Here is a 22,632-nt window from a genome sequence, read left to right on the forward strand (position 1 = left end):
GGGCCTCGCGTCGACGGGAACGGATCAGCAGTCAATCGCTCCCGGCCGATTACGGTCAAGTACGATCTGGCTACACATGGTTACCATCATGTGACGCCCGCGCCCCTTCCGCGCGCACACGGAAGGGGCGGGACCGGGGTGGCGCCCGGTGACGGACGGTGCCGGGCCGGGGTGACGGCCGCTTCGCGGGGTGACGGAAGCCACCCGGACGGGCGCGGCCCGCCGGTGGCACCGTTCACCCACCGGCGCGCACCTCGCCAAACCCGGGGAGGCGGTCGTCGGCGCCGCTACGGCACCCGCTGCCCCTTGCCGAGCGCGATCACGCCGCCCTTGGACACCGTGTACAGCTCCGCGTCCCGCTCGGGGTTGACGCCGATCGTCGCGCCGGGCGGCACCTCGACGTTCTTGTCGAGCACCGCCCCGCGCACCACCGCGCCCCGCCCCACGTGCACGTTGTCGTGCAGCACCGACCCCTGCACCACGGCACCCGGGTCGATCACCACACCGGGCGACAGCACGGACCGGGTGACCTGGCCCCGGATCAGGCTGCCGGCGCTGATGATCGACTCGCTCGCCATGCCGCCCGCGTTGAAGCGGGCCGGCGAGAGCTGGCCGGAGTGCGTGTAGATGGGCCACTGCCGGTTGTAGAGGTTGAAGGCCGGGCGCTCGGCGATCAGGTCCATGTGCGCCTCGTAGTAGGCGTCGAGCGTGCCGACGTCCCGCCAGTAGCCCTGGTCGCGGCTGGTCTCGCCGGGCACATGGTTGGAGCTGAAGTCGTACAGGTGGGCCTCGCCCCGCTCGGTGAGCTGGGGCAGGATCGAACCGCCCATGTCGTGCACCGAGTTCTCGTCGTCGGCGTCCCGGTGCAGCGCCTCGACGAGCGCCTTGGTGGTGAAGATGTAGTTGCCCATGGAGGCGAACACGCATTCGGGATCGTCGGCCAGACCGGGCGGGTCGGAGGGCTTCTCCAGGAAGCCCTCCACGCTCATCCCGTCCGAACCCGGGGTGATCACACCGAAGGCGGAGGACTCCGAGCGCGGCACCCGTATCCCGGCCACCGTGACGCCGGCGCCGCTCTCGATGTGCTGGGCGAGCATCTGGCGCGGGTCCATGCGGTACACGTGGTCGGCACCGAACACCGCCACGTACTCGGGCTGTTCGTCGTGGACCAGGTTGAGCGACTGCAGGATGGCGTCGGCGCTGCCCAGGTACCAGCGCGGGCCGAGGCGCTGCTGGGCCGGGACCGGTGTGACGTAGTTGCCGAGCAGGCTGGACATCCGCCAGGTGGTGGTGATGTGCCGGTCCAGCGAGTGCGACTTGTACTGCGTGAGCACGCAGACCCGCAGGATGTCCCCGTTGACCAGGTTGGACAGCACGAAGTCGACCAGCCGGTAGGTGCCGCCGAAGGTGACCGCCGGTTTGGCACGGTCCGCCGTGAGGGGCATCAGGCGCTTGCCCTCGCCGCCCGCCAGCACGATCCCCAGAACCGAAGGCCCACCACGACGCATGGCCGCTCCCCTCACGCCGAATTTTCCCAAGACTGCCCCGGACGCGCGGGACTAAGCCTGTTTGCGGACCTCCTCGTAGAGAGCGGCCGTACGCCGGGCCACGGCGTCCCAGCCGAACTCCGTGACCGCGCGGTCCCGTCCCGCCTCGCCCATCCGGCGGGCCGCGGCCGGGTCGCCGAGCACCGCGTCGAGTGCGCGCGCGAGGCCGGCCTCGAAGTCGTCGTCCGCGTCCACGAGTACCCCCGTGGAGCCGTCCGCCACGACCTCCGGGATGCCCCCGACCCGGGAGGCGACCACCGCGGTGCCGCAGGCCATGGCCTCCAGGTTGACGATGCCGAGCGGCTCGTACACCGACGGGCACACGAAGACGGCGGCGTGGGTGAGCAGCTGGATCACCTCCGGCCGCGGCAGCATCTGCGGGACCCAGTGGACCCCCTCGCGGATCCGGCTCAGCTCCTCGTACGACGCGCGGAACTCGCGGTCGATCTCCGGGGTGTCCGGAGCTCCGGCGCACAGCACGACCTGGGCGGCGGGGTCGATGTCGCGCACGGCCCGCAGCAGGTGCGGGACGCCCTTCTGCCGGGTGATCCGGCCGACGAACAGCACGTACGGGCGGGAGCGGTCCAGTCCGATCCGGTCCAGGGCGTCGGTGCCGGGATCGGGGCGGTACAGGCCGGTGTCGATGCCGTTGTGCACGACGTGCACCCTGGCCGGGTCGAGGGCCGGGTAGCAGCCGAGGATGTCCTCGCGCATGGCCGCCGACACCGCGATCACCGCGTCGGCCGCCTCGACCGCGGTGCGCTCGGCCCAGCTCGACAGGGCGTACCCGCCGCCGAGCTGTTCGGCCTTCCAGGGGCGCAGCGGCTCCAGCGAGTGCGCGGTCACCACGTGCGGGATGCCGTACAGCAGCTTGGCGAGGTGGCCGCCGAGGTTGGCGTACCAGGTGTGGGAGTGGACGAGTTCGCGGCCCTGGAGGGCGGCGGTCATGGCGAGGTCCACGGAGAAGGTGCGCAGCGCGTCGTTGGCGCCGTCGAGCGCGGACCAGGAGCGGTGGCGCAGCACGCCGTCCGTCCGGCCCTCGCCCCAGCAGTGCACCTCCAGGTCGACCAGGGCCCGCAGCTCCCGGGCGAGGAACTCCACATGGACTCCGGCGCCGCCGTACACGTCCGGGGGGTACTCCCGGGTCAGCAGTCCCACTCGCACCCGTGAACCCCCTGTCTGCGCGGACTTTGTTCCATGGTCACCCAGATGGGGCGCGCGGGGAAGAGCGGGGCGGCCGTGCGAAGCAGCAGTCGCCGCAGACGCCCCCGCCGGGCACCCGGTAGTACAGACAGCAGCTGCGGCGCCGGAAGGCGGTGCCGGTGAGGGTCCCCGCCCCGGCGAGCGACGGGTCGCCGAGGAGTTCACGGGCCAGGCGGCCGGCCCGGTCGGCGACGTCCGTACGGCCGTTCCGGTGCCCCCAGCGGTCCAGTTCGCGGGCCGCGCCGGCCAGCGCGGAGGCGGCGTTGCCGCGCAGCAGGCCGGGTGCGAGACGGTGGCGGGAGCGCAGGGCCGCGGCGAGGGGTTCGAGGTGACCGCGCAGCACCTGACGGGCGAGGGTCGCGGCGTCGCCGGGCAGCGGCCGCACCTCCGTCGGCCACAGGTCGTCGGGGGCGCCGGCCTCCGGGTCGAAGCGCAGCAGGCGCGGGGCGAGGTCGGGGACGGCGCCGTAGAGGGCTGCGGAGCCGAGTGCCACGGACCACAGGCGTGCGGCGAGCCCCTGATGGGCCACCGAGGCGGCGACCCGCGCCTCGGGGGCACGCAGTGCGCCGGCGACCCGGCGGACCCGCGCGGCCAGCACGTCGTGCTGAACATCCGGGCGTGCGCGGCCGTATGCCTGGGCGAGCGTGGGCAGGGAACGGTCGGGTGCTCCCGCCGTGCGCAGCACGAAGAAGCCACCGAGACGGTGAAGGGCGGTGAGGCGCGGGTCGAGGTCCACGACGTGCAGTAGTACCAAGTCCCCTAGGGGTGGCATCCAGGGGGCCTCCGCCCCGGGGCACCCACCCAGGGGATGACGGGCGCTTCGTCGTACTCCATCGGCAGTAGGACTCATTGGGTGCTCAGGGACGACGACGGGAACAATCCGGCAAGGCATCGTGTTCCTCATGGATGCCGACCGTTCGCCGCGCCGGGCCCACCGCTCCGGCCTCACGCAGAGGAGCAGCCGATGAGCGCCCTCGCGTTGTCCGTGCTGCTGTCGTTCGTGTCCGCCGTGGCGTACGCCGGCGGAGCGATCGTGCAGGAGCACGTCGCGGTGTCCTCGCCGGGCGCGCAGCAGTACGCACCGCTGCGCCGTCCCGCCTGGTGGGCGGCGGTCGCACTCAACGGCCTCGGCGGGCTGCTGCACGTGGTCGCTCTGGCGTACGGTCCGCTGAGCCTCGTGCAGCCGCTGGGCGCCCTGACGATCGTGTTCGCGCTGCCCATGGCCGCGCTGTTCGTGGGCCGCAGGGCCGGGGCGACCGCTTGGCGCGGCGCCATCATGGCGACGGTGGGACTGGCGGGGCTGCTCTCGCTGGTCGGCTCGGCCGACGCGCAGTCGCTGGACACCGCGCAGCGGGTGGCGGCGGCACTGGCGACGGCCGGGGCGATCGCGGCGCTGATGGTCGCGGCGCGGGCCGTGCACCGCCACCCCGCGGTGCGCAGCATCCTGCTGGCGACGGCGTCGGGTGTGGCGTTCGGCATGTCCTCCGTGTTCACCAAGACCGTCGCGATCGACTGGACCGGCGGGGTCTCGGCGGCCAACCTGCCCTCCCTCGCGGTGATCGGCGTCCTGGCCACGGCCGGCATGCTGCTGTCCCAGGCCTCCTACCGGGGCGCGGGCCTCGCGGCCCCGCTGGCCACGCTGACGGTGGTCAATCCGGTGGTGGCGGCCGCGGTCGGCATCACGATGTTCGGCGAGACCTTCCGCTACGGCACGACGGGCACCGCGCTCGCACTGAGCTGCGGTGTGGTGGCCGCGGGCGGGCTGATCCTGCTCACGACGGAGCGGCTGGCGCGCGAGCAGCAGGAGTCGGCGGCCGGCACCGTGGACCTCGGGTCCGAAGCCGCTTCCGGGTTCGAGGCCGTGACCGGATCCGGGCCGGCGCCGGTGGAGGTTCCCGCCGCCCGTTCCGACGCCGGGTCCGGTGGGCGGAGCGGGGCGGACCCCGCCGAACTGCTGCTGGCCGGGCTCACGCTCCCCGAGGACGTACGGCTTCCGGCCGTCCCGGTGACGGCACCGGACGCCGGGCCGCACGACGCGGATCTTCTGGTGCCGCTGGTGTCGTACGCGCCGTTCTACGGCGGCCCGTACGTGCCGGTGCCGGCGGTGGACCGGCACCGGGCACGGGTCAAATCCTGACCCCGCCCGCCCGCAGGTAGGCGATCGGGTCGACGTCCGATCCGAAGCCGGGCCCCGTCCGCACCTCGAAGTGCAGATGCGGGCCCGAACTGTTCCCGGTCGAACCGGAGCGTCCGATGCGCTGGCCCGCGCCGACGGACTGGCCGTTCTTCACGGAGATCGCCGACAGGTGCGCGTACTGGCTGAAGCGTCCGTCGGTGTGCCGGACCACGACCTGGTAGCCGAACGAGCCCTCCCAGCCCGCGCTGACCACGGTGCCGGCCCCGACCGACTTCACGGTCGTGCCGGTCGGGACGGGGAAGTCCACTCCGGTGTGATAGCCCTTCGACCAAGAGGACCCGGCCTTGTGGTACGGCGTGCCGAGGGCGGCGCTGACCGGCGCGACCCGTCCGGTGCCGGTCTTGGCGGAGCGGTCGGCGCGGTCCTCGGTGCGCTTCTCGGACTGCTTGGCCGGTTTCTTCTCCGGCTTCTTCTCCGTCTTCCTCTCTGTCCTCTTCTCCGCGCTCCGGTCGGTCCTCTTCCCGGCCGGCTTCTCCGGCGCCGGCGCCGAGGCCGTCCCGGCGGAGAGGGAGAGGCGCTGGCCCGGCACGATGAGGTCGGGGTCGGCGCCGATGGTCGAGCGGTTGGCGTCGTACAGTCCCCGCCAGCCGCCGCGCAGCCGCTCGTCCTCGGCGATGCCGGAGAGGGTGTCACCGCGCACCACGGTGTACATCTCGGCGCGGCCCGCCCGGGACTGCGGTGTGGTGTGCGGTTTGACGTCCTCGACGGAGGGCCGGTCGGCCGTCTTGCCGCCCTGCGCGCTCCGGCCGTTCCGTTCGCCCGCGCTCTTCTCGGAGCCGGCCTTCGTGCCGGCGGCCGGCCGGATGTCGGGGGTTCCGCCGCCCCGGGTCAGTCCGGCCCGTACCGAACAGACCGGCCAGGCACCCGGCCCCTGTCCGTCGAGGACCCTCTCGGCGACGGCGATCTGCTGGTCCTTGGTGGCCAGATCCGCGCGCGGCGCGTACCGGGCGCCGCCGAAGGACTCCCAGGTGGACTGGCTGAACTGGAGCCCGCCGTAGTACCCGTTGCCGGTGTTGATGTCCCAGTTGCTGGTGGACTCGCAGGCGGCGACCTTGTCCCAGGTCTCCACGTCGGCGGCCTGGGCGGCGCCGGTGCCCATGAGCGGGAGCGCCATTCCGGCACCGCCCGCCGTCACGGTGAGCGAAGCCCGGTTGATCCTGTTCGGCTGATACCGGCGGTGCCGGCCGCGCACGGCCATGGAATCCCCCTCGACAATGCGTCAGGAGGGGCAAAAGTAAGCGCTGCGAACTGGCCGTGACAAGGCGCCTATCAGCCGCACGGATGCGCCACATGGCCGGTACATATCGCCCGTTGCGCCCCCGTTGGTGCCCGATGGGCCGTGTGCGCGGGCGGGTGTGCCCGTCCGCGGGGGCGTGCGCGTGCGTGCGCCGGGCCGGCGCACCGGACGGAGCGGCTGAGTAAGGGGGGTGCCTTCGCCCGTATGTGCCTGCGCGGTGTCCGGGCGACCCGCGCATGCACACGCAAGTGCGGCACGTCAGGATGGTCGATGGCAGGACTGGGGTGCGCCGACCGGCAGCACCGGCGCACCGGCAGTACCGATACCGAAGTCACTAGGAGCCACCCCAATGAGCAGTTCAGCGCAGATCGGCGTCACGGGACTCGCGGTCATGGGCCGCAACCTCGCTCGCAACTTCGCCCGCAACGGCTACACGGTCGCGGTGCACAACCGGACGGCGACGCGCACGCACGCGCTGGTGGAGGAGTTCGGGCACGAGGGCAGCTTCGTGGCGGCCGAGACGGCGAAGGAGTTCGTGGCGGCGCTGGAACGGCCGCGGCGGCTGGTCGTCATGGTGAAGGCCGGTGAGCCGACGGACGCGGTGATCGAGGAGTTCGCGCCGCTGCTGGAGCCCGGCGACATGATCATCGATGGTGGCAACGCGCATTTCGCCGACACCCGCCGGCGGGAGAAGGCCCTGCGCGAGCAGGGCATCCACTTCGTCGGCATGGGCGTCTCCGGCGGCGAGGAGGGCGCGCTGAACGGGCCGAGCATCATGCCGGGCGGGCCGAAGGAGTCGTACGACTCGCTCGGCCCGATGCTGGAGAAGATCTCCGCCAAGGCGAAGGACGGCTCCCCCTGCGTCACGCACGTGGGTCCGGACGGCGCCGGTCACTTCGTGAAGATGGTGCACAACGGCATCGAGTACGCCGACATGCAGCTGATCGGTGAGGCGTACCAGTTGCTGCGCGACGTCGCCGGGTACTCCCCCGCGCAGATCGCGGAGATCTTCCGGACCTGGAACACCGGCCGGCTGGACTCGTACCTGATCGAGATCACGGCCGAGGTGCTGGCGCACGTGGACGCGGCGACGGGCGAGCCGTTCGTGGACGTGGTGGTGGACCAGGCGGAGCAGAAGGGCACGGGGCGCTGGACCGTGCAGATCGCGCTGGACCTGGGCGTGCCGGTGTCCGGCATCGCCGAGGCCGTCTTCGCCCGTTCCCTGTCCGGCCACGCGGCGCTGCGCGAGGCCTCGCGCGGGCTGGCCGGCCCGAAGGCCACGCCGCTCGGCGAGGCGGAGGCGGCGGCGTTCGCGGACCGGGTGGAGCAGGCGCTGTACGCGTCGAAGATCGTGTCGTACACGCAGGGCTTCCACGAGGTCGCCGCGGGCAGCGAGGAGTACGGCTGGGACATCGACCTCGGCGCGGTCTCCGCGATCTGGCGCGGCGGCTGCATCATCCGGGCGGCCTTCCTGGACCGCATCCGCGCCGCCTACGACGCCCGCGCCGACCTGCCGAGCCTGCTGTCGGACGAGACGTTCGCGCGGGAGATCGCCGACGCGCAGGACGACTGGCGGGAGGTCCTGATCGCGGCGACCCGTCAGGGCGTGCCGACGCCCGGTTTCGCGGCGGCCCTCGCCTACTACGACGCCCTCCGCGCGGAGCGCCTGCCGGCCGCGCTCACCCAGGGCCAGCGCGACTACTTCGGCGCGCACACCTACCGGCGCACGGACCGCGACGGCTCGTTCCACACGCTGTGGGGCGGTGACCGTTCGGAGGTGACGGCGTAACCGCCGCACGCCTGCGTGCCGGAGGGCGGTGGACGGCCTCGCGGGTCGTCCACCGCCCTCCGTCCGTGTCACGGGGCGCGCGGCCGCTCAGGTCAGGGGCGGGCCGGGCTCGGGATCCGGGACCGGTTCCGGGCCCGGCGGGATCGGCGACGGGGGCGGTTCCGGCGGACCCGGGTGCGGCGGAGGCGGCCCCGGCGGCCCGGGGGTCGGTTCCGGTCCGGGGCCCGGCGGGGTCGGCGCCGGTCCCGGCGGCGGCGTGGGCTGCGGAGGCGGCACCGGGTCGGGGAAGGGCTCGGGTGGCGAGGGGTCCGGTCCGGGGGTGGGGCCCGGGGGGACGGGATCCGGGTACGGGTTCGTCATGGCGCGTGTCCTCCGGCGAGTCGGTCGGCGTCGGCCCTGGACTACTCCCCCGCCTACCCGACGGTGGTGTCTCCAGTCACCCGCCCGCGTGACCGGCGCGGGGCCGCCCGGCCGCCGCTGCCGCGGCCGCGGAGAGCCCCGGCCGCGGGCTGGACAGCACGGGGACCGGGGTGGTGGTGAGCCGCTCGGCCGGGGCCATGGACGCCTGGGCGAGGACGATGACGTCCGCGTCGGTGACCCCGTCGGCCGCGTGTGCGACCCGGCGGACATAGGCCGCCTCGTCGCCCGCTTCGAAGTGCTCCCAGGCACCGCCGACCAGCACGGTCCGGGCCCCGACGGAGCGCCGGGCCCGGTCGGCCTCCTCCTCGATCAGGGCGAGCGTCGGCCCCAGGGTGCTCTCCAGCGCGGCCAGCACGACCACCCGCGGCCCGGCGGCCACGGCCGCGCGGGCCATCGGCCGGTCCACGCGCAGCACGGGAACGCCGGCGCCGGCGCCGGCGGCCTCCGCGACGTCACCGATGGTCGAACAGGTGCACAGCACGGCCCGCGCGCCGGCGTCGACGGCCTCCCCCACCCTTGCCCGTACGGAGTCGGCGACGGCGGCGGGACCGTGGGCGCGGGCGCGTTCCAGCAGGTCCCCGGCGACGAGGTGGCGCAGCGGGAGCCCGGGATGGTCCTCGTCACGCAGCCGGTCGAAGACGGCCACGTGGACGGGTGAGGTGTGCAGGAGCGCGAGCACGGATGCGGGTGCCCTCGCCCTCAGAACCGTCCGGGACGGGCCGCGAGCCAGTCCTTCGCCGCCCGGATCAGCTCCGGACCGGCCGCGGGAGCGTCTTCGGGGTGCCGTTCGGCCCATTGGGCGACGTAGGGGCAGAGCGGGGCGACGGCGGCTTCCCCGCGGGCGGCGAGGGAGTAGAGCTCGCGAGCGAGGGAGCCCGCGATGCCCTTGCCCTCGTGGGCGGGCTCCACGACGGTGTGCACCGGCACGAGCGCGCGCTCGGGGGCGTCGAGGACGAAGTACTCGATCCGCCCGACGACCTCACCGTCCGCCACGGCTTCGAGCCGGCCCGCCGTCCGGTCGTCACGGATCTCGATGTCACCCATGGTCACGTCACGCTCCCGCCTCGGTTGCCTCGCTGGGCGCAGGTCAGGCCGCGCTCACGGCCTGCGGGCTGCGCTCCTGGTCCGACCCCGGCACCGGCTCGGACGGGTCGGCGCCCAGGGCGACGACACGGTTGTCGGCGTCCACGTGCACCACCCGGGGCTCCAGCGCCCGCGCCTCGGCGTCGGTGACCTGAGCGTAACTGATGATGATCACCAGATCACCGGGGTGCACGAGGTGGGCCGCGGCCCCGTTGATCCCGACCACACCCGAGCCGCGCTCCCCCTCGATGACGTACGTCTCGAGCCGGGCGCCGTTGGTGATGTCGACGATGTGCACGAGCTCACCGGGCAGCAGGTCCGCGGCGTCGAGCAGATCCGCGTCGATCGTCACGGAACCCACGTAGTGCAGGTCGGCCTGGGTGACGGTGGCGCGGTGGATCTTGGACTTGAACAGAGTACGCAGCACTTTGGACTCCTGGAAGACGGCTCCCTGCCTGCTTTGTGCAGGTCAAGGGCGGCCTCGACCTTACACCGACACCCCCGTTCGATGTTTGTGAGGAACATCGCTCCGGCCTGACAGGGGGGCTTCTCACTTGGGTTTTCGCCCTGCAAAGGCGCCTGTTGGGGCGACCGTCTCGGAATGCTCGAGGACTCATGCTGACCAGATGCTGACTTACCTGACGATGCGGCAGGCAGGCACTTCCTCGAGCACGGAGCCATCCTCCGCATCGACCTGGAAGGTGTTCAACACACCCGGCACCTGTGTGATCCGAGCCGAACCGGGCCCGCAGCCGACATAGGCGTCTCCGCCAGGACCAGCGGCCCCGGCCCGCCCCTCACAAGGGAATGGACGCAGTGGCGGCGGTCGGCCGGAAGGTCACTGTGTCACCGGTGAAGTGCGCATTGAGCCCGCTCGGCGCGACAGTCACCGATCGCAGGTGCAGACCCTCGGGAATGTTGCGCAGCTGAATGGGTTCGGCAAGAACCTTTGCGAGCAGAGCCTGTCCCGCAGCCGGCAGTTGCCCCTGCGTGACGCTGAAGTCGGTGAAGGCGATGCGATTGGCGGAGACGGCTGCGACAGCCGTGCTCACGGTGGCCTCTCCGCCGAGCGGCAGGACGAGCTGGGCCCTGACCCTGCCTGTCTCGCTGTCTCCTTCGATCTCGAGGCCAAGTGCGTCCGACAAGTCCTCGTACGACAAGAACGCCGTCGCGTCCACGGCCTGTGCGTGGACCTGATCGGCATCGCTGGAGGTCTGCAACTCGTCCAGTCCTACGGTGAGCCTGGTCACCGGCAGCGGTCGGCCGGTGCCGCGAGCGGGTATGTCCTGGGCGGTGATGTCCACGTGTCGCAGAGTGCCGGAGGCCAGCTGCGGCAGGACGGGGAAGCCGCGTACATCGACCGAGGGACGCGCTGGAGTACCCATCCCCTGCTGGAACGCCTCGGCTGTACGGCTCTCCACGCGACTCGCCGCGGCACGGTCGACGATGACGGCTGTCGCCCCCACCGCGAACAGACAGGTGCCGAAGATGACGGCCCTGCGACGTGTCCTCCGGCGCGGCGGGCGGACGGGCGCGAAGTCATCGCCGGGCTCAGGCCGGTGTCCGGGGCCGCCGTCAGGGTGCGGTTTCATGATTCTTCCTTTGCGTGGGCTGGTTGAGCGGCCGAGTGATCAAGAGGCCGTGGCGGGCGTGTACGGGCGAGGACGGCGCTGACCCACCGCGAGGGGCATCGGGCTCGGAGAAACGGCCGCCGAAGTGAATCGGAAGGCCACCGGGGCGGCCGCCACTTCGCGGACGATCTCCTCACGTCCGGTCCCGGCTCGACTCGCCGGTCCTGACGCGTCCCCTGGCGGTGAGTACGCCGACCGGGCTTCGCCTCACCGCCGAGTGCGCCCCCTGGCGTTGGTGACGCCGTCTCCGTCGAACGGCCAGGGGCCACCGGCGCCGGCCGCTCCCGGTCAGCTGACCGAGTCGGCCGCCGCGAGGTCGAGGGCGATGTCCGTGATCATGTCCTCCTGGCCGCCGACCATCTTGCGCCGGCCGACCTCGACGAGGATCGCGCGCGTGTCGAGGCCGTGGCGGCGAGCAGCAGCTTCGGCGTGACGCAGGAAGCTGGAGTACACGCCCGCGTAGCCGAGGGTGAGGGTCTCACGGTCGACGCGGACCTCGCGGTCCTGCAGGGGGCGTACGACGTCGTCGGCGGCGTCCATCAGGGGGAACAGGTCGCAGCCGTGCTCCCAGCCCATCAGGTCGGCGACCGCGATGAACGCCTCCAGCGGGCAGTTTCCGGCTCCGGCGCCCTGGCCGGCGAGGGAGGCGTCGACGCGGGTGACACCGTTCTCGACGGCGACGACGGAGTTGGCGACACCCAGGCCGAGGTTGTGGTGGGCGTGAATGCCGATCCCGGTGTCCGGGTCGAGGACGTCGCGGTAGGCGCGGACGCGATCGCGGACGCCGTCCATGGTCAGGCGGCCGCCGGAGTCGGTGACGTAGACGCACCGGGCTCCGTAGGACTCCATCAGCTTGGCCTGGCGGGCCAGTTCGGCGGGTTCGGCCATGTGGGACATCATCAGGAACCCGGCCGCGTCCATGCCCAGGTCGCGGGCGGCCGCGATGTGCTGGGCGGAGATGTCGGCCTCGGTGCAGTGGGTGGCGACGCGGACCGAGCGGATGCCGAGGGCGTGGGCCTGCCGCAGGTCGTGCAGGGTGCCGATGCCGGGCAGGAGCAGCGTGGTGGGCACCGCGTGGTGGACGCTGTCGCAGACGGCTTCGATCCACTCCCAGTCGGTGTGCGCGCCGACGCCGTAGGTGATGCTGGAGCCGGACAGACCGTCGCCGTGGGCGATCTCGATCGCGGCGACCCCGGCGTCGTCCAGTGCGGCGGCGATGGTGCGGGCCTGGTCGACGGTGTAGCGGTGGCGTACGGCGTGCATGCCGTCCCGCAGGGTCACGTCCTGTACGTACAGGGCGGGGGTCTGGTTCGCGGTCATCGGGAGACCACCTCCGTGAAGGGCCGCGCTGCGGCCATGCGTTCGGCGGTGCGCAGGGCGGCCGAGGTCATGATGTCGAGGTTCCCGGCGTAGGCGGGCAGGTAGTGGGCGGCGCCCTCGACCTCCAGGAAGACCGAGACCTTCGCGGCGTCGGTGGACCGCGTGCCGGCGGGCAGCAGCGAGCGCAGGGGGTCGTCGTCGGCGACGCGCTCGAACTGGACCTTCTGCTTGAGGCGGTATCCGGGCACGTACGCCTGGACGCGGGCGACCATGTCCTCCACCGACGCGGTCACCGCGGCGTCGTCGCACTCGCCGACCAGGCAGTACACGGTGTCGCGCATGATCAGCGGCGGTTCGGCCGGGTTCAGGACGATGATCGCCTTGCCCCGTGCGGCGCCGCCCACCTTCTCGATGGCCGAGGAGGTCGTCTCGGTGAACTCGTCGATGTTGGCCCGGGTGCCGGGACCGGCCGAGCGGGAGGAGATCGAGGCGACGATCTCGCCGTAGTGGACGGGTGTCACAGCTGCGACGGCGGCCACGATCGGAATGGTGGCCTGGCCGCCGCAGGTGACCATGTTGACGTTCGGTGCGCCGAGATGGGCCTCGCCGTTGACCGGCGGGACGACGTACGGGCCGAGCGCGGCGGGCGTCAGATCCACGACCCTGCGCCCCAGCGAGCGCAGCACCTCGTCGTGGCGGCGGTGGGCGCCGGCCGAGGTGGCGTCGAAGACGATCTCGACGTCCGCGAACTCGTCCAGCTTCACCAGGCCGTCGACGCCCTCGTGGGTGGTGGCGACCTTCAGGCGGCGGGCGCGGGCCAGACCGTCGGAGTCGGGGTCGATCCCGGCCATCGCGGCGATCTCCAGGGAGTCGGAGAGCCGCAGAACCTTGATCATCAGGTCGGTGCCGATGTTGCCCGACCCGATGACGGCGACCTTCGTGCTCATGCTCCGGCTCCTTCCGTGGCGGCGGACGCGAACGTGGCCGTGACCGTGCCGAGCCCTTCGATGTGCGCGGTGAACTCGTCACCCTCGGCGGCGACGGCCATCGGGCCCAGCGCACCGGTCAGGACGATGTCGCCGGCCCGCAACGGGTCGCCGAGCCCGGCGAGGGTGGAGGCGAGCCAGAGCGCGGCGGTGAGGGGGCTGCCCAGGCAGTCGGCGCCGGTGCCCTCGGAGACCGTCTCGCCGTTCTTGGTGAGGGTCATCGTCACGGCCCGCAGGTCGACGCGGTCCAGGGGGATGGGGGTGCCGCCGAGGACGTACAGGCCGCAGGAGGCGTTGTCGGCGACGGTGTCGACGATGGTGATGTCCCAGTCGGCGATGCGGCTGTCGACGATCTCCAGCGCGGGCAGCGCGAACGCCGTGGCGCGCAACAGGTCGGCGACGGTCGGGTCGCGATGCGGCAGGTCCGTGCCCAGCACCAGGGCGACCTCGGCCTCGACCTTCGGCTGGAGGAGTCGGCCGGGGGCGATCGGCTGCCCCTCGGGCACCGCCATGTCGGCGAACAGCGCGCCGAAGTCCGGCCGGTCCACGCCGAGCTGCCGCTGCACGGCGGGAGAGGTCAGGCCGATCTTGCGGCCCACCAGTCGCCGCCCGGCGGTGATCCCACGTTCCACGTGCAGGCGCTGCACGGCGTACGCGGCTTCGATGTCCGCCTCGGGCAGGAGCGAGCGCACCGGGGCGCACGGGACTCCGGTGCGGCCGGCCTCCTCCAGAACGGCCGCCGCCTTGGTCACGGCGTCGGCGGGCTTGTGGGCGCTCACGGTCGCCCCCGGCGGGGACTGGTGCGGCGGTGCGGGGCGAGCATGCGGGTTACCTCCGAGCGGAGAGTGGCGGGGTTGTCGGAGAGGCGGCGGTGGCCGTCCGTCGATCCACGACAGGTATAGGCGTACGTTCCGAGCGGCGGCAAAATACGTTCCATGACACGGAACAGCGCGCAGGGGAACATGCTCGACAAGGCGGCTACCGTCCTCGACTGCTTCCGCCCGGACGGCGGTGCGTTCCGTCTCACGGAAATCGCCGCCCGCACGGGACTGGCCAAGACGACCGCGTTCCGCCTCTGCGCCGACCTGGTGCGCCTCGGTCTGCTCGAGCGCGACGGCGAGACCTACCGGCTCGGCGGCAAGCTCTTCGAACTGGGCTCACTGGTGCCGCGCCGGCTCGACTTGCGGGAGGCGGCGCTGCCGTTCCTCCAGGACCTCTTCGAGGCCACTCACGAGACCGTGCACCTCGGCATCCGGGAGGGGCACGACGTGGTCTACATCGAGCGGATCCACGGCCACCAGACCCTGACGCTGCCCTCACGCATCGGGGGACGGCTTCCCCTGACCTGCACGGGCGTCGGCAAGGCGCTGCTGGCCTTCTCCGCCTCCGAGCTGGCGGACGAGGTGCTGGCCGGGCCACTGCCCCGTCTCACCCCGCACTCGGTCACCGATCCGGCGCGGCTGCGTACCGTCGTGGAGCAGATCCGGGTCTCCGGTCTCGCCTACGAGGAGCAGGAGGCCGCCCTCGGCGTGAGCTGCATCGCCTCGCCCGTCTTCGACGGGCCGACGGCGGTGGCCGCCCTGTCCGTGGCCGTGCCGCGTGGCCGATTCCACCCCGCCGAGCTGGCACCCGCCGTGCGGACAGCCGCTCTGGGCCTGTCGCGCGTGCTGCGCTCGGGCGGTGGAACGGTGGGCGGCACCTCTTTCTGAGCCGGCACCGGGCGACCGGCCCGGGGGCGGTGGCGGACCCGGCAGGCCCGCACGTCCATGAATCACCACTGCCGCGATCCTTGACGCCCACCTCCACCCCTCTTACCGTAGCGGTCATTCCAGCCACTGTAGTGAACACTACAAGAACGATCGGTGCCGGTGCGGCTGTCGCCGCGCCGGCCACCTGTGGCTGCCCGGTGTCCGCGTGGCCCCCCAGCGGACGTACCTTCCCCCTTTCGCTCCTTCGGTGAGGTGTTTTCATGGCTGCTACTGGACAAACCGACTCACGCGGCGTGAGGCGGCGCGGGCTGCTCAAGGCGGCGTTGCCGCTGGGAGCCACCGCGACAGCCCTCGGCACCGGGCCGGCGAGCGCGACCGGCAGCGCCCCCTCGGACGCTCCGGCACGGCGCGGCAGGGACCGCATCGACGTGCACTGCCATCTGATCCCGGACTTCTACCGCCGGTCCCTGGCCGCGCACGGCATCACCGAGATCGGAGGCGTGCCGGTCCCCGCGTGGAGCCCGGCCCTCGCGGTCGGCTTCATGAACCGCTACGGCATCCAGACCCAGGTGGTCTCCGTCTCCGAGCCGGGCGTCACCTACCTGTCCTCCGTGAAGGACCGGGTGGCGATGGCACAGCGTCTGAACACCTACACGAGCCGGGATCTGGTCCACACCGCGTCCGCACACCTGAAGGGACGCTTCGGCGGGTTCGCCGTCCTGCCCCTGGGCGGCACCGTCGACGAGCAGGACGTCTCCCACGCCGTCACCGAGGCCAGACGGGCCGTGCGGGACCTGAGGATGGACGGCGTGGGAATCTTCAGCAGCTACGGCGGAAAGTACCTGGGCGATCCCGTGTTCGCACCGCTGATGAAGGCACTCGACGACCTGGGCGCCATGGTGTTCATCCACCCCGCGACCCCGCAGGGCTATCCGGATCTCGGGTTGCCGCCGTTCCTGTACGAGTTCACGTTCGACACCACCCGCGCACTGGTCAACATGCTCTACAAGGGCGTCTACCAGCGGTACCCACGCATCCGGTGGCTGGCCGCGCACGCCGGCGGCACCCTGCCGTACATCTCCTACCGCACCAGCCTGCTGACCCTGACCCCGGCGATCGCACAGCAGGTGAGGGCCGCCGGCCAGGACGACAGCAGCCCGCATTTCCGCAAGCTCTTCTACGACACCGCTCTGTCCCCGGCGCCCCAGGCGATGAAATCCGTGCGCGAACTGGCCGGAACCGAGCACATTCTCTTCGCCACCGACTGGCCGTTCACCAGCGCCCTGTTCCCCGCGGCCGGAGACCCCGCACCACAGCTCGACGAGACCTTCTCGCCTGCCGAGCGACTGGCCGTCGAGCGGTCCAACGCGCTGGCCCAGTTCCCCGCACTGGCCGCCAGGATCAGAGCCAAGCCGGCCTGAGCCGGGTCCAACGGCGGTGAGCCTCTTCTGTTGCTGTGAGTGAGTCCGCAGCGTGTGCCGTGGCCCGGCCGAGATGCCGGGCCACGGCAGGCGTCATTCCTCTCGCGCTCCGACGAGAACCCGTTCACGCCATCGGAGGTCCGTGCCGGCCCCTTCCATGGGCCGTGCACGCCGTCCGGCGGCGCTGCCCACCCACCCGAGCAGGAAACCCGCGGGAATGGCCACCACGGCGGTCGACTGCAGTCCGATGAGGTGGAAGTCGTGTCCCGGCAGCAGCGAGGCGGGTGCGCCCGAGAAGGAGAGGGAGCAGACGTACAGGGCGGTGGTGCAGAGAACACCGCCATAGACGGTCCACAACAGCCCGGTCCGGTTGTACCGGCTCCAGAACAGTCCGTACAGACAGGCGGGCAGGACCGTGGAGGCGGCGAGAGTGAGTGCCAGATAGGTCAGGGACTGAAGGTTCCGTCCCTGGGCCATTGCCGCCAGGAGGATGCCGAGCCCGCCCACGGCTCCTACGGCCCATCTGGCCGATCGTACTTCCCGACGCTCGGACATACGTCCCCTGCGTGCCGCGTGCGCGTGCAGGTCGTGCGCCAGGGCGGCCGCTGCGCTCAGTGCGATGCCGGCGACCACCGCCAGTACGGTGACGAAGACCGAGCACGCGACAGCGGTGTACAGCACGCTGCCCGGAAGTCCCGAGGTGCCGCCCCCCAGCTCCCCGGCCAGGAGGAGCAGGGCCATCTGGCCGCTGCTGTCGACGGCACGGATCTTCCGGCCTCCCACGACACCGGCGGCACCGAGTCCTGCGATGACGACGCAGAGGAAGAAGACGGCCATGACGGCGATGGCGTAGCGGGTCGCCCGGCGGGCGGTGGCGCCGTCGGCGGCCGAGTTGATCCTCATCAGGACGTGCGGCATGCACGCGCCGCCCAGGACGACGGACAGTTGCAGGCTCAGGAAGTCGAGACGGCCGACCGCGCCGTCCCCTACGGCGTGACCGGGTTCGAAGTACCGGTCGTGAAGTCCGCTCCCCTGCTCGGCCGCGGTCAGCAGGGCGCCCGGGTCGAAGTCGTGGTGCCGCAGGACCAGAAGGGCGAGGAGCAGCATGGTGGTGAACACCACGGCCACCTTGACGATCTGGACAAGGCTCGTCCCTCTCATGCCACCGAGCACCGTGTAGCAGATCATCAGCACTCCGACGAAGGCGGTGCACGCCTGTTCGGCCCCCAGACTGGTCAGTCCGAGCAGGAGTGCGGTGGCGCTGCCGGCTCCGGCCAGTTGAAGGACGAGAAAGGGCAGGCAGACGGCCAAGGTGGCCGTGGCGGCGGCGATACGGGACGACGAACCCGGCGAACGCAGCGCGAGGATGTCGCCCAGGGTGTAGCGGCCGGCATTGCGCAGCGGACCGGCGAGGAGCAGGAACACACCGACGGCCAGGCAGCTGCTGACCGCCAGGGAGATGCCGTCGTATCCGGCCACGGCCACCAGGCCGGATACGCCCAGGAGTGTGGCGGCCGATATGTAGTCCCCGGTGAGCGCCAGCGCGTTCTGCACCGGCGTCAGTGACCGGTTGCCGGTGTAGAAGTCGGCCGTGGTGTCGCCCTCGGGACCGGCCAGAACGCAGAGCAGCAGGGACAGAACGACGAACGCCATGAAGGCGGCCAGCACCATCGCCCGGTCGTCGGAACCGCCCGGGACCGACGTGAAACCTGCGGCAAGCGACAGCTCGGTCATCTCTGTCTCCCCTGCGATGAGTACGGCCATCGGGACATGGCTGCTGCCGAGCCCGGCTGAGGCAGTGACGGGTGCACGAGTTCGGCATGCCGTCGCATCAGGTCGACGAGTGGGTCGGCGTGGCGGCGGAGCGTGCGGTCGTACCACCATGAGGTCAGCAGCAGAACGGTCAGCTGCAGAGCGCCGAGCACGACGCCCAGAGGCATCCTGTTCGCCGGACGGGTGGCGAACAGCTCGCCTACCGTGCCGGGGAGCAATGCGGTGAGCAGGAAGGCGGCGCCGTTGATCACCAGGAACTGCCGACGCGCACCGGCAAGCGTGCGAAGCAGTTGTTGCGTGGCGCTCGCGACAGGTTCTCGGAGTCGGTCGTCTGACGGGGGCCCATTGCCGGGCCTGGAAGGCGGGACGGACATGAGTCGGGGTCCTCTCGCGAGGTAGGTGGTCACTCACTGGGCCCCGGCATCACGGTTCCTGGCGTCCCATGACAGGAAGCACGACGAGCGGTGTGCCGGACGGACCGAGCGGTGCGGGACGGCGACGGGTGGGCACGCGGAACCGCAGGCGTCCGGGATTGCCGAGTCCGCAAGAGTTCACCCGTGATCGGGCCGTGAGGCCAGGTGCCCGTTGAAGCCCCAGTGTGAGGGATGTGCGACCGGGCGAGAGGGCGGGCGGCGGTGTTCCGCCGCGCTGCCGTGGATCGAGCGAGTACGGTCACCCCGCCGGGCGGCGGAGTGACCGTCCTGGGTCAGTCGTCGGGGATGCCTGCGCCGCTGAGGGCGGGGACGGTCCGCTCCGGCCGGACGAGGGAGCGGGCGCCGAGCCGGAACTGGTCGAGCTTGTCGACGATCGTCTGGCCGACGGGCTTGTGGCCCCAGATGCTGATGCCCTGGTGGGTGGAGGGCTCCCAGGTGCTCTCGTCGATGACGAGGGGGTTCCAGCCGACCTCCCACTCGAAGCCCGAGGGGGTGCGGGCGTAGTAGGAGAGTTCCTTGTCGTTGGTGTGCTGGCCCACCGACAGGGCCATGTCGAAGCCGAGTTCGTGCACGCGCTCGTAGCTCTGGGCCAGGTCGTCCAGGCTGTCGGCCTGGATGTTGAGGTGCTGGACGCGGGTGCGGATCGGGTCGATCGGCAGGCCGCGGACGGCGGCGATCGCGATGGAGTGGTGACGTTCGTTGACGCGCAGGAAGCGGATCTTGAGCTTGACGCCGCTGATCGTCTCGTCGATGTAGTCGGTCAGGCGGGCGTCGAAGACCGTGTTGTAGTAGCCGCGCATCAGGGTGGGCTTGGCGGAGGTGATCGCGACATGTCCCATGCCCGAGTCGCCGGTGACCCAGCCGGAGGCGAGCATCCGCAGCGGCTCGGGTGAGATGACCGGGGTGGTGTAGATCTCCTGCACGATGCCCTTGGGGCCGGGGAAACGCAGCAGGCGTTCCACGCCGCGCAGGGCGGCCTCCTCGTCGGAGCCCCGCACGACAGGGACGCCATGGGCCCGGATACGGGCCTCGATCCACTCGAAGGAGGCGTGGTCGTCGATGTGCCAGCCGATCGCCACCACGTCCTCGGCGGGGCCGCGCCGGATCAGGAAGCGGCACTCGTGGTCATCGAGGCGGAAGCGCATCACGTCGCGGGAGATGTCGTCGTGGTGCATGCCGATGGCGTCGGTGCCGAACCGGCGCCAGTCGGCGAAGCGGTTGGACTCGATGACGATGTAGCCGAGGTGGACGGAGCCGAAGACCGAGGATGTGGTGTTCATCGGCGGCCCGCCAGGAAGTCGGCGCAGAGCTGGTTGAACAGGTCGGCGCGCTCCCACTGCACCCAGTGGCCGGTATTGGCGACCTCGTACAGGTCGCAGTTGGGCATGCGCTCGGCCAGCATCCGGCCACCCGAGGGCCGGTTGACCTTGTCCGCGGCACCCCACAGCACCAGGGTGGGCACGGCCAGGCGGTTCAGGCGCTTGTCGCGGGTGAAGTCCATCTTCCACAGCGCGCGCAGCGACTTCGGGCGCCTGAGCGGCGGGGCGGCGACGACCTCGGGGTCGATGCTGTCCTGGTAGCGCGCGTCGATGATCGAGTCGGGCACTTGGGCGGCGTTGAAGACCAGGTAGTCGCGGATGAACCTCTCCAGCTTCCGCCGCGAGGGCCCGTCCCCCGTGTAGTAGTTCAGGAGGCTGTTCAGGCCCGGCGTGGGCAGCGCGCGGGTGGTGCCGATGCCGCCGGGGCCCATGAGCACCATGCGGTCGACCCGCTGGGGGGTGTCCAGCGCGAGGCGCAGGGCGCAGGCGCCGCCGTAGGAGTTGCCCACGAAGTGGGCCTTCTCCAGACCGAGTTGGTCGAGCACGCCGCGGATGCCGGCGGCCAGGGCGCCGAAGGGGTCGGTGAGGTCGATGCCCTTGCTGCTGCGGCCGTAGCCGGGCAGGTCGGGCACGATGACCCGGAACTCCTTGGCCAGCTCCGCGATGTTGCGGCTGTAGTTGGAGGCGCCGGAAGCGCCGGGGCCGCCGCCGTGCAGCAGCAGGACGGGCGCTCCCTGCCCCGTCTCGGCGACGAAGATCTTCTTGCCGTCGACGTCGAGCAGGCGCTCGTGCATCGCGGGGACTTCGGCGGGCGTGGTCATGGTGGTCCTCACTGGGCAGTGGTCGTGGCCGGCCGCGACGCGGGGGCGAATCCGGCGGGGGGCGGCGGGAGTTGGGCACCGGCGGGGGCGGCGGCGTAGACGTAGGCGTCGGGGCGCAGGGCAAGGGTGGCCACGCGGTGCCCGGCCAGCCAGGGCAGCAGGACGCCGTCGCTGTCGACGACCGCGCCCTCGGCCGGGCGCGAGCCCACCGGCAGAACGGCCAGCGACTCGACACCGAGGCGCTCCCACGCGGGCTGCGCGGTGGGCAGCCCTCGATGCAGCAGCAGCCAGCGACCGCCGAGCACGTCGTCCAGCCGTACGCGTTCGCCGTCGGGCCCGGTCACCCAGGGCTGCGGGATCTGGTGCCCGGTCGCCCTGGTGCGGGGGCGGGCCTGCAGGCCGGCTTCGTAGCGGGCCACGGGGATCCAGTTCGAGTCCTGCATCCAGTCGCCGAAGCCCGGTATGCGGTCCAGGGCGCGCAGGGCGCCGTTGCGGACCCGCGCGACCGGCAGGCGGCGCTCGGTGATGATCCGGCCGACGAAGACCGCCCGCTTCGTGACCTCCCTGACGTGCGGCTTGCGCTCGGTCTCATAGCTGTCGAGGACCGCCTCGGGCAGTTCGCCGCGCAGCACGGCGTCGAGTTTCCAGCAGAGGTTGGCTACATCACGCACCCCGGCCGCCATGCCCTGGCCGATCCACGGCGGCATGGCGTGGGCGGCGTCACCGGCGAGGAAGACCCGGCCCATACGGAAGCGGGTGGCGAAGCGCACATGGTGGCTGTAGACGGTGGCGCGCAGCACCTCGACGCTGTCGCGGGAGATGCCGTACCGGGCCACCAGCTGGTACACGGCCTCCTCGGTCGTCAGCTGCTTCTCGTCGTCGCCGGGCAGGATCGGGAACTCCCACCGGTGATGGCCGAGCGGGGTCGGGCAGTCCACGGCCGGACGGGCCGGGTCGCAGTGGAAGCGCAACTTGTCGTGGTCCGGCCAGGGCTTGAGCATCTTCGTGTCGATCACCACCCAGCGGTCCTCGTACGTCTTGCCCTCATAGCCGATGTTCAGCTGGGCACGGGTGAGGCTGGATCCGCCGTCGGCCGCGATCACGTAGGAGGCGCGCAGCCGGTGGACGGAGTCGTCGGCCGTTCCGACGACCGTCAGTTCCACCCCGTCGGTGTCCTGGCGCAGGCGCAGGCACTCGTGACGCAAAAGGATCTTCACGTTCGGATAGCGGTCGACACCGTCGCGCAGGACCTGCTCCAGCGCCGGCTGGTAGATGAACATCTGCGGCGGGTGGCCGTGCCCGCGCGGGGTGGGGTGCGCGCTGAGGAACGTACGGCCATTGGCGTCGACGAAGTCCACATCCCGCTCGGTCAGCATGTCCCGCTTGAGGCGCTCGGCCAGGCCGATCCGCTGCCAGATACGGACGACCTCCTCGTCGGTGGAGATGGCCCGGGCACGCGTGAAGATCGCGGCGTCCCGTTCCAGGACGACGACGCGCAGTCCCATCGCCCCCAGCAGATTCGCCGCGGTCACGCCCGTGGGCCCGTAACCGATCACCGCCACGTCGTAGGCGCTGTCTTCGGTTTTCGTCCCGGCCCCGGTCTCGCTCATCAGGCCACCTCACTGTCGATCATGCCGCACGGCCCTTACTGTATCGTTCACTCCAATTGTAACGAGTGCTACGGTAGGCTTGTCGCCGGAGACGGTCAAGTGGCCGGCGCGAAGCGCACCAACAGGAGGGGC

General features: G+C 71.7%; 20 protein-coding genes. 4 read left to right on the top strand and 16 right to left on the bottom strand.

All coding sequences use genetic code 11. The features are described 5' to 3' along the window. Positions 1–287 precede the first annotated feature (287 nt). Genes glgC through IE172_RS22295 form a run of 3 tightly spaced genes read right to left on the bottom strand, consistent with a single transcriptional unit; the run spans position 288 to position 3,504 of the window. Positions 288–1,508, bottom strand: coding sequence for a glucose-1-phosphate adenylyltransferase (glgC, locus tag IE172_RS22285; RefSeq protein ID WP_190099052.1), 1,221 nt, complete (start codon positions 1,506–1,508; stop codon positions 288–290). A gap of 51 nt (positions 1,509–1,559) precedes the next feature. Then, on the bottom strand, positions 1,560–2,711 hold the full coding sequence (glgA, locus tag IE172_RS22290) for a glycogen synthase (RefSeq protein WP_190099053.1): 1,152 nt from the start codon (positions 2,709–2,711) through the stop codon (positions 1,560–1,562). Between the two features lie 37 nt (positions 2,712–2,748). Further along, on the bottom strand, positions 2,749–3,504 hold the full coding sequence (locus IE172_RS22295; RefSeq protein ID WP_190099054.1) for a (2Fe-2S)-binding protein: 756 nt from the start codon (positions 3,502–3,504) through the stop codon (positions 2,749–2,751). Positions 3,505–3,714: 210 nt separating this feature from the next. Between IE172_RS22295 and IE172_RS22300 the strand changes: the two genes are divergently transcribed. Continuing rightward, positions 3,715–4,887: a DMT family transporter gene (locus IE172_RS22300; protein WP_190099055.1), complete on the top strand. Its 1,173-nt coding sequence runs from the start codon at positions 3,715–3,717 to the stop codon at positions 4,885–4,887. On the opposite strand, the gene IE172_RS22305 is transcribed toward IE172_RS22300, so the two are convergent. Continuing rightward, on the bottom strand, positions 4,877–6,145 hold the full coding sequence (locus IE172_RS22305; protein WP_190099056.1) for a transglycosylase family protein: 1,269 nt from the start codon (positions 6,143–6,145) through the stop codon (positions 4,877–4,879). The two genes, IE172_RS22300 and IE172_RS22305, sit on opposite strands and share 11 nt — an antisense overlap. Positions 6,146–6,533: 388 nt before the next feature. Between IE172_RS22305 and gnd the strand changes: the two genes are divergently transcribed. Further along, entirely contained in the window at positions 6,534–7,973 is a 1,440-nt protein-coding gene (gene gnd, locus IE172_RS22310) for an NADP-dependent phosphogluconate dehydrogenase (RefSeq protein WP_190099057.1), read from the top strand. A 436-nt stretch (positions 7,974–8,409) separates the two neighbouring features. Here gnd and IE172_RS22315 read toward each other — a convergent pair whose 3' ends face one another. From IE172_RS22315 to mhpD, 7 genes are all read right to left on the bottom strand, one after another. Next, positions 8,410–9,072 (bottom strand): aspartate/glutamate racemase family protein, encoded by a 663-nt coding sequence (locus IE172_RS22315; RefSeq protein WP_190099058.1) that lies wholly within the window; start codon positions 9,070–9,072, stop codon positions 8,410–8,412. Between the two features lie 20 nt (positions 9,073–9,092). Further along, positions 9,093–9,437, bottom strand: coding sequence for a GNAT family N-acetyltransferase (locus tag IE172_RS22320; protein ID WP_190099091.1), 345 nt, complete (start codon positions 9,435–9,437; stop codon positions 9,093–9,095). A gap of 43 nt (positions 9,438–9,480) precedes the next feature. Then, positions 9,481–9,903, bottom strand: coding sequence for an aspartate 1-decarboxylase (gene panD, locus IE172_RS22325; protein WP_190099059.1), 423 nt, complete (start codon positions 9,901–9,903; stop codon positions 9,481–9,483). Between the two features lie 370 nt (positions 9,904–10,273). After that, positions 10,274–11,068 carry an LmeA family phospholipid-binding protein gene (locus tag IE172_RS22330; protein ID WP_190099060.1) on the bottom strand — a complete coding sequence of 265 codons (795 nt, stop codon included), beginning with the start codon at positions 11,066–11,068 and terminating at the stop codon, positions 10,274–10,276. Positions 11,069–11,395: 327 nt separating this feature from the next. Continuing rightward, on the bottom strand, positions 11,396–12,427 hold the full coding sequence (gene dmpG, locus IE172_RS22335; RefSeq protein ID WP_190099061.1) for a 4-hydroxy-2-oxovalerate aldolase: 1,032 nt from the start codon (positions 12,425–12,427) through the stop codon (positions 11,396–11,398). Continuing rightward, positions 12,424–13,374 carry an acetaldehyde dehydrogenase (acetylating) gene (locus IE172_RS22340; protein ID WP_190099062.1) on the bottom strand — a complete coding sequence of 317 codons (951 nt, stop codon included), beginning with the start codon at positions 13,372–13,374 and terminating at the stop codon, positions 12,424–12,426. Before IE172_RS22340 ends, dmpG begins: the two co-directional genes overlap by 4 nt. Then, entirely contained in the window at positions 13,371–14,192 is an 822-nt protein-coding gene (gene mhpD / locus IE172_RS22345; protein ID WP_190099063.1) for a 2-keto-4-pentenoate hydratase, read from the bottom strand. Before mhpD ends, IE172_RS22340 begins: the two co-directional genes overlap by 4 nt. Before the next feature lie 183 nt (positions 14,193–14,375). Here mhpD and IE172_RS22350 point away from each other — a divergent pair, with 183 nt between their 5' ends. After that, positions 14,376–15,122: an IclR family transcriptional regulator gene (locus tag IE172_RS22350; protein ID WP_190099092.1), complete on the top strand. Its 747-nt coding sequence runs from the start codon at positions 14,376–14,378 to the stop codon at positions 15,120–15,122. A 260-nt stretch (positions 15,123–15,382) separates the two neighbouring features. Further along, positions 15,383–16,543 (top strand): amidohydrolase family protein, encoded by a 1,161-nt coding sequence (locus tag IE172_RS22355; protein WP_190099064.1) that lies wholly within the window; start codon positions 15,383–15,385, stop codon positions 16,541–16,543. Between the two features lie 93 nt (positions 16,544–16,636). Here the strand turns inward: IE172_RS22355 and IE172_RS22360 are convergent, their stop codons facing one another. The 5 genes from IE172_RS22360 to IE172_RS22380 form a co-directional block, all read right to left on the bottom strand. Then, complete coding sequence (locus IE172_RS22360; RefSeq protein WP_190099065.1) at positions 16,637–18,277, bottom strand: sodium/solute symporter; 1,641 nt, start codon at positions 18,275–18,277, stop codon at positions 16,637–16,639. Beyond that, the gene (locus IE172_RS22365; RefSeq protein ID WP_190099066.1) at positions 18,274–18,567 is read right to left on the bottom strand and encodes a DUF485 domain-containing protein; all 294 of its coding nucleotides are present in this window, start codon (positions 18,565–18,567) and stop codon (positions 18,274–18,276) included. Before IE172_RS22365 ends, IE172_RS22360 begins: the two co-directional genes overlap by 4 nt. A 455-nt stretch (positions 18,568–19,022) precedes the next feature. After that, on the bottom strand, positions 19,023–20,030 hold the full coding sequence (locus IE172_RS22370; protein ID WP_190099067.1) for a VOC family protein: 1,008 nt from the start codon (positions 20,028–20,030) through the stop codon (positions 19,023–19,025). Then, complete coding sequence (locus tag IE172_RS22375; protein WP_190099068.1) at positions 20,027–20,890, bottom strand: alpha/beta fold hydrolase; 864 nt, start codon at positions 20,888–20,890, stop codon at positions 20,027–20,029. The genes IE172_RS22370 and IE172_RS22375 overlap by 4 nt, the downstream gene beginning before the upstream one ends. 8 nt (positions 20,891–20,898) lie before the next feature. Further along, the gene (locus IE172_RS22380) at positions 20,899–22,500 is read right to left on the bottom strand and encodes a bifunctional 3-(3-hydroxy-phenyl)propionate/3-hydroxycinnamic acid hydroxylase (RefSeq protein ID WP_190099069.1); all 1,602 of its coding nucleotides are present in this window, start codon (positions 22,498–22,500) and stop codon (positions 20,899–20,901) included. Positions 22,501–22,632: the final 132 nt, after the last annotated feature.

This window comes from Streptomyces griseoflavus, from assembly GCF_014649995.1.
Lineage (GTDB): Bacteria > Actinomycetota > Actinomycetes > Streptomycetales > Streptomycetaceae > Streptomyces > Streptomyces griseoflavus.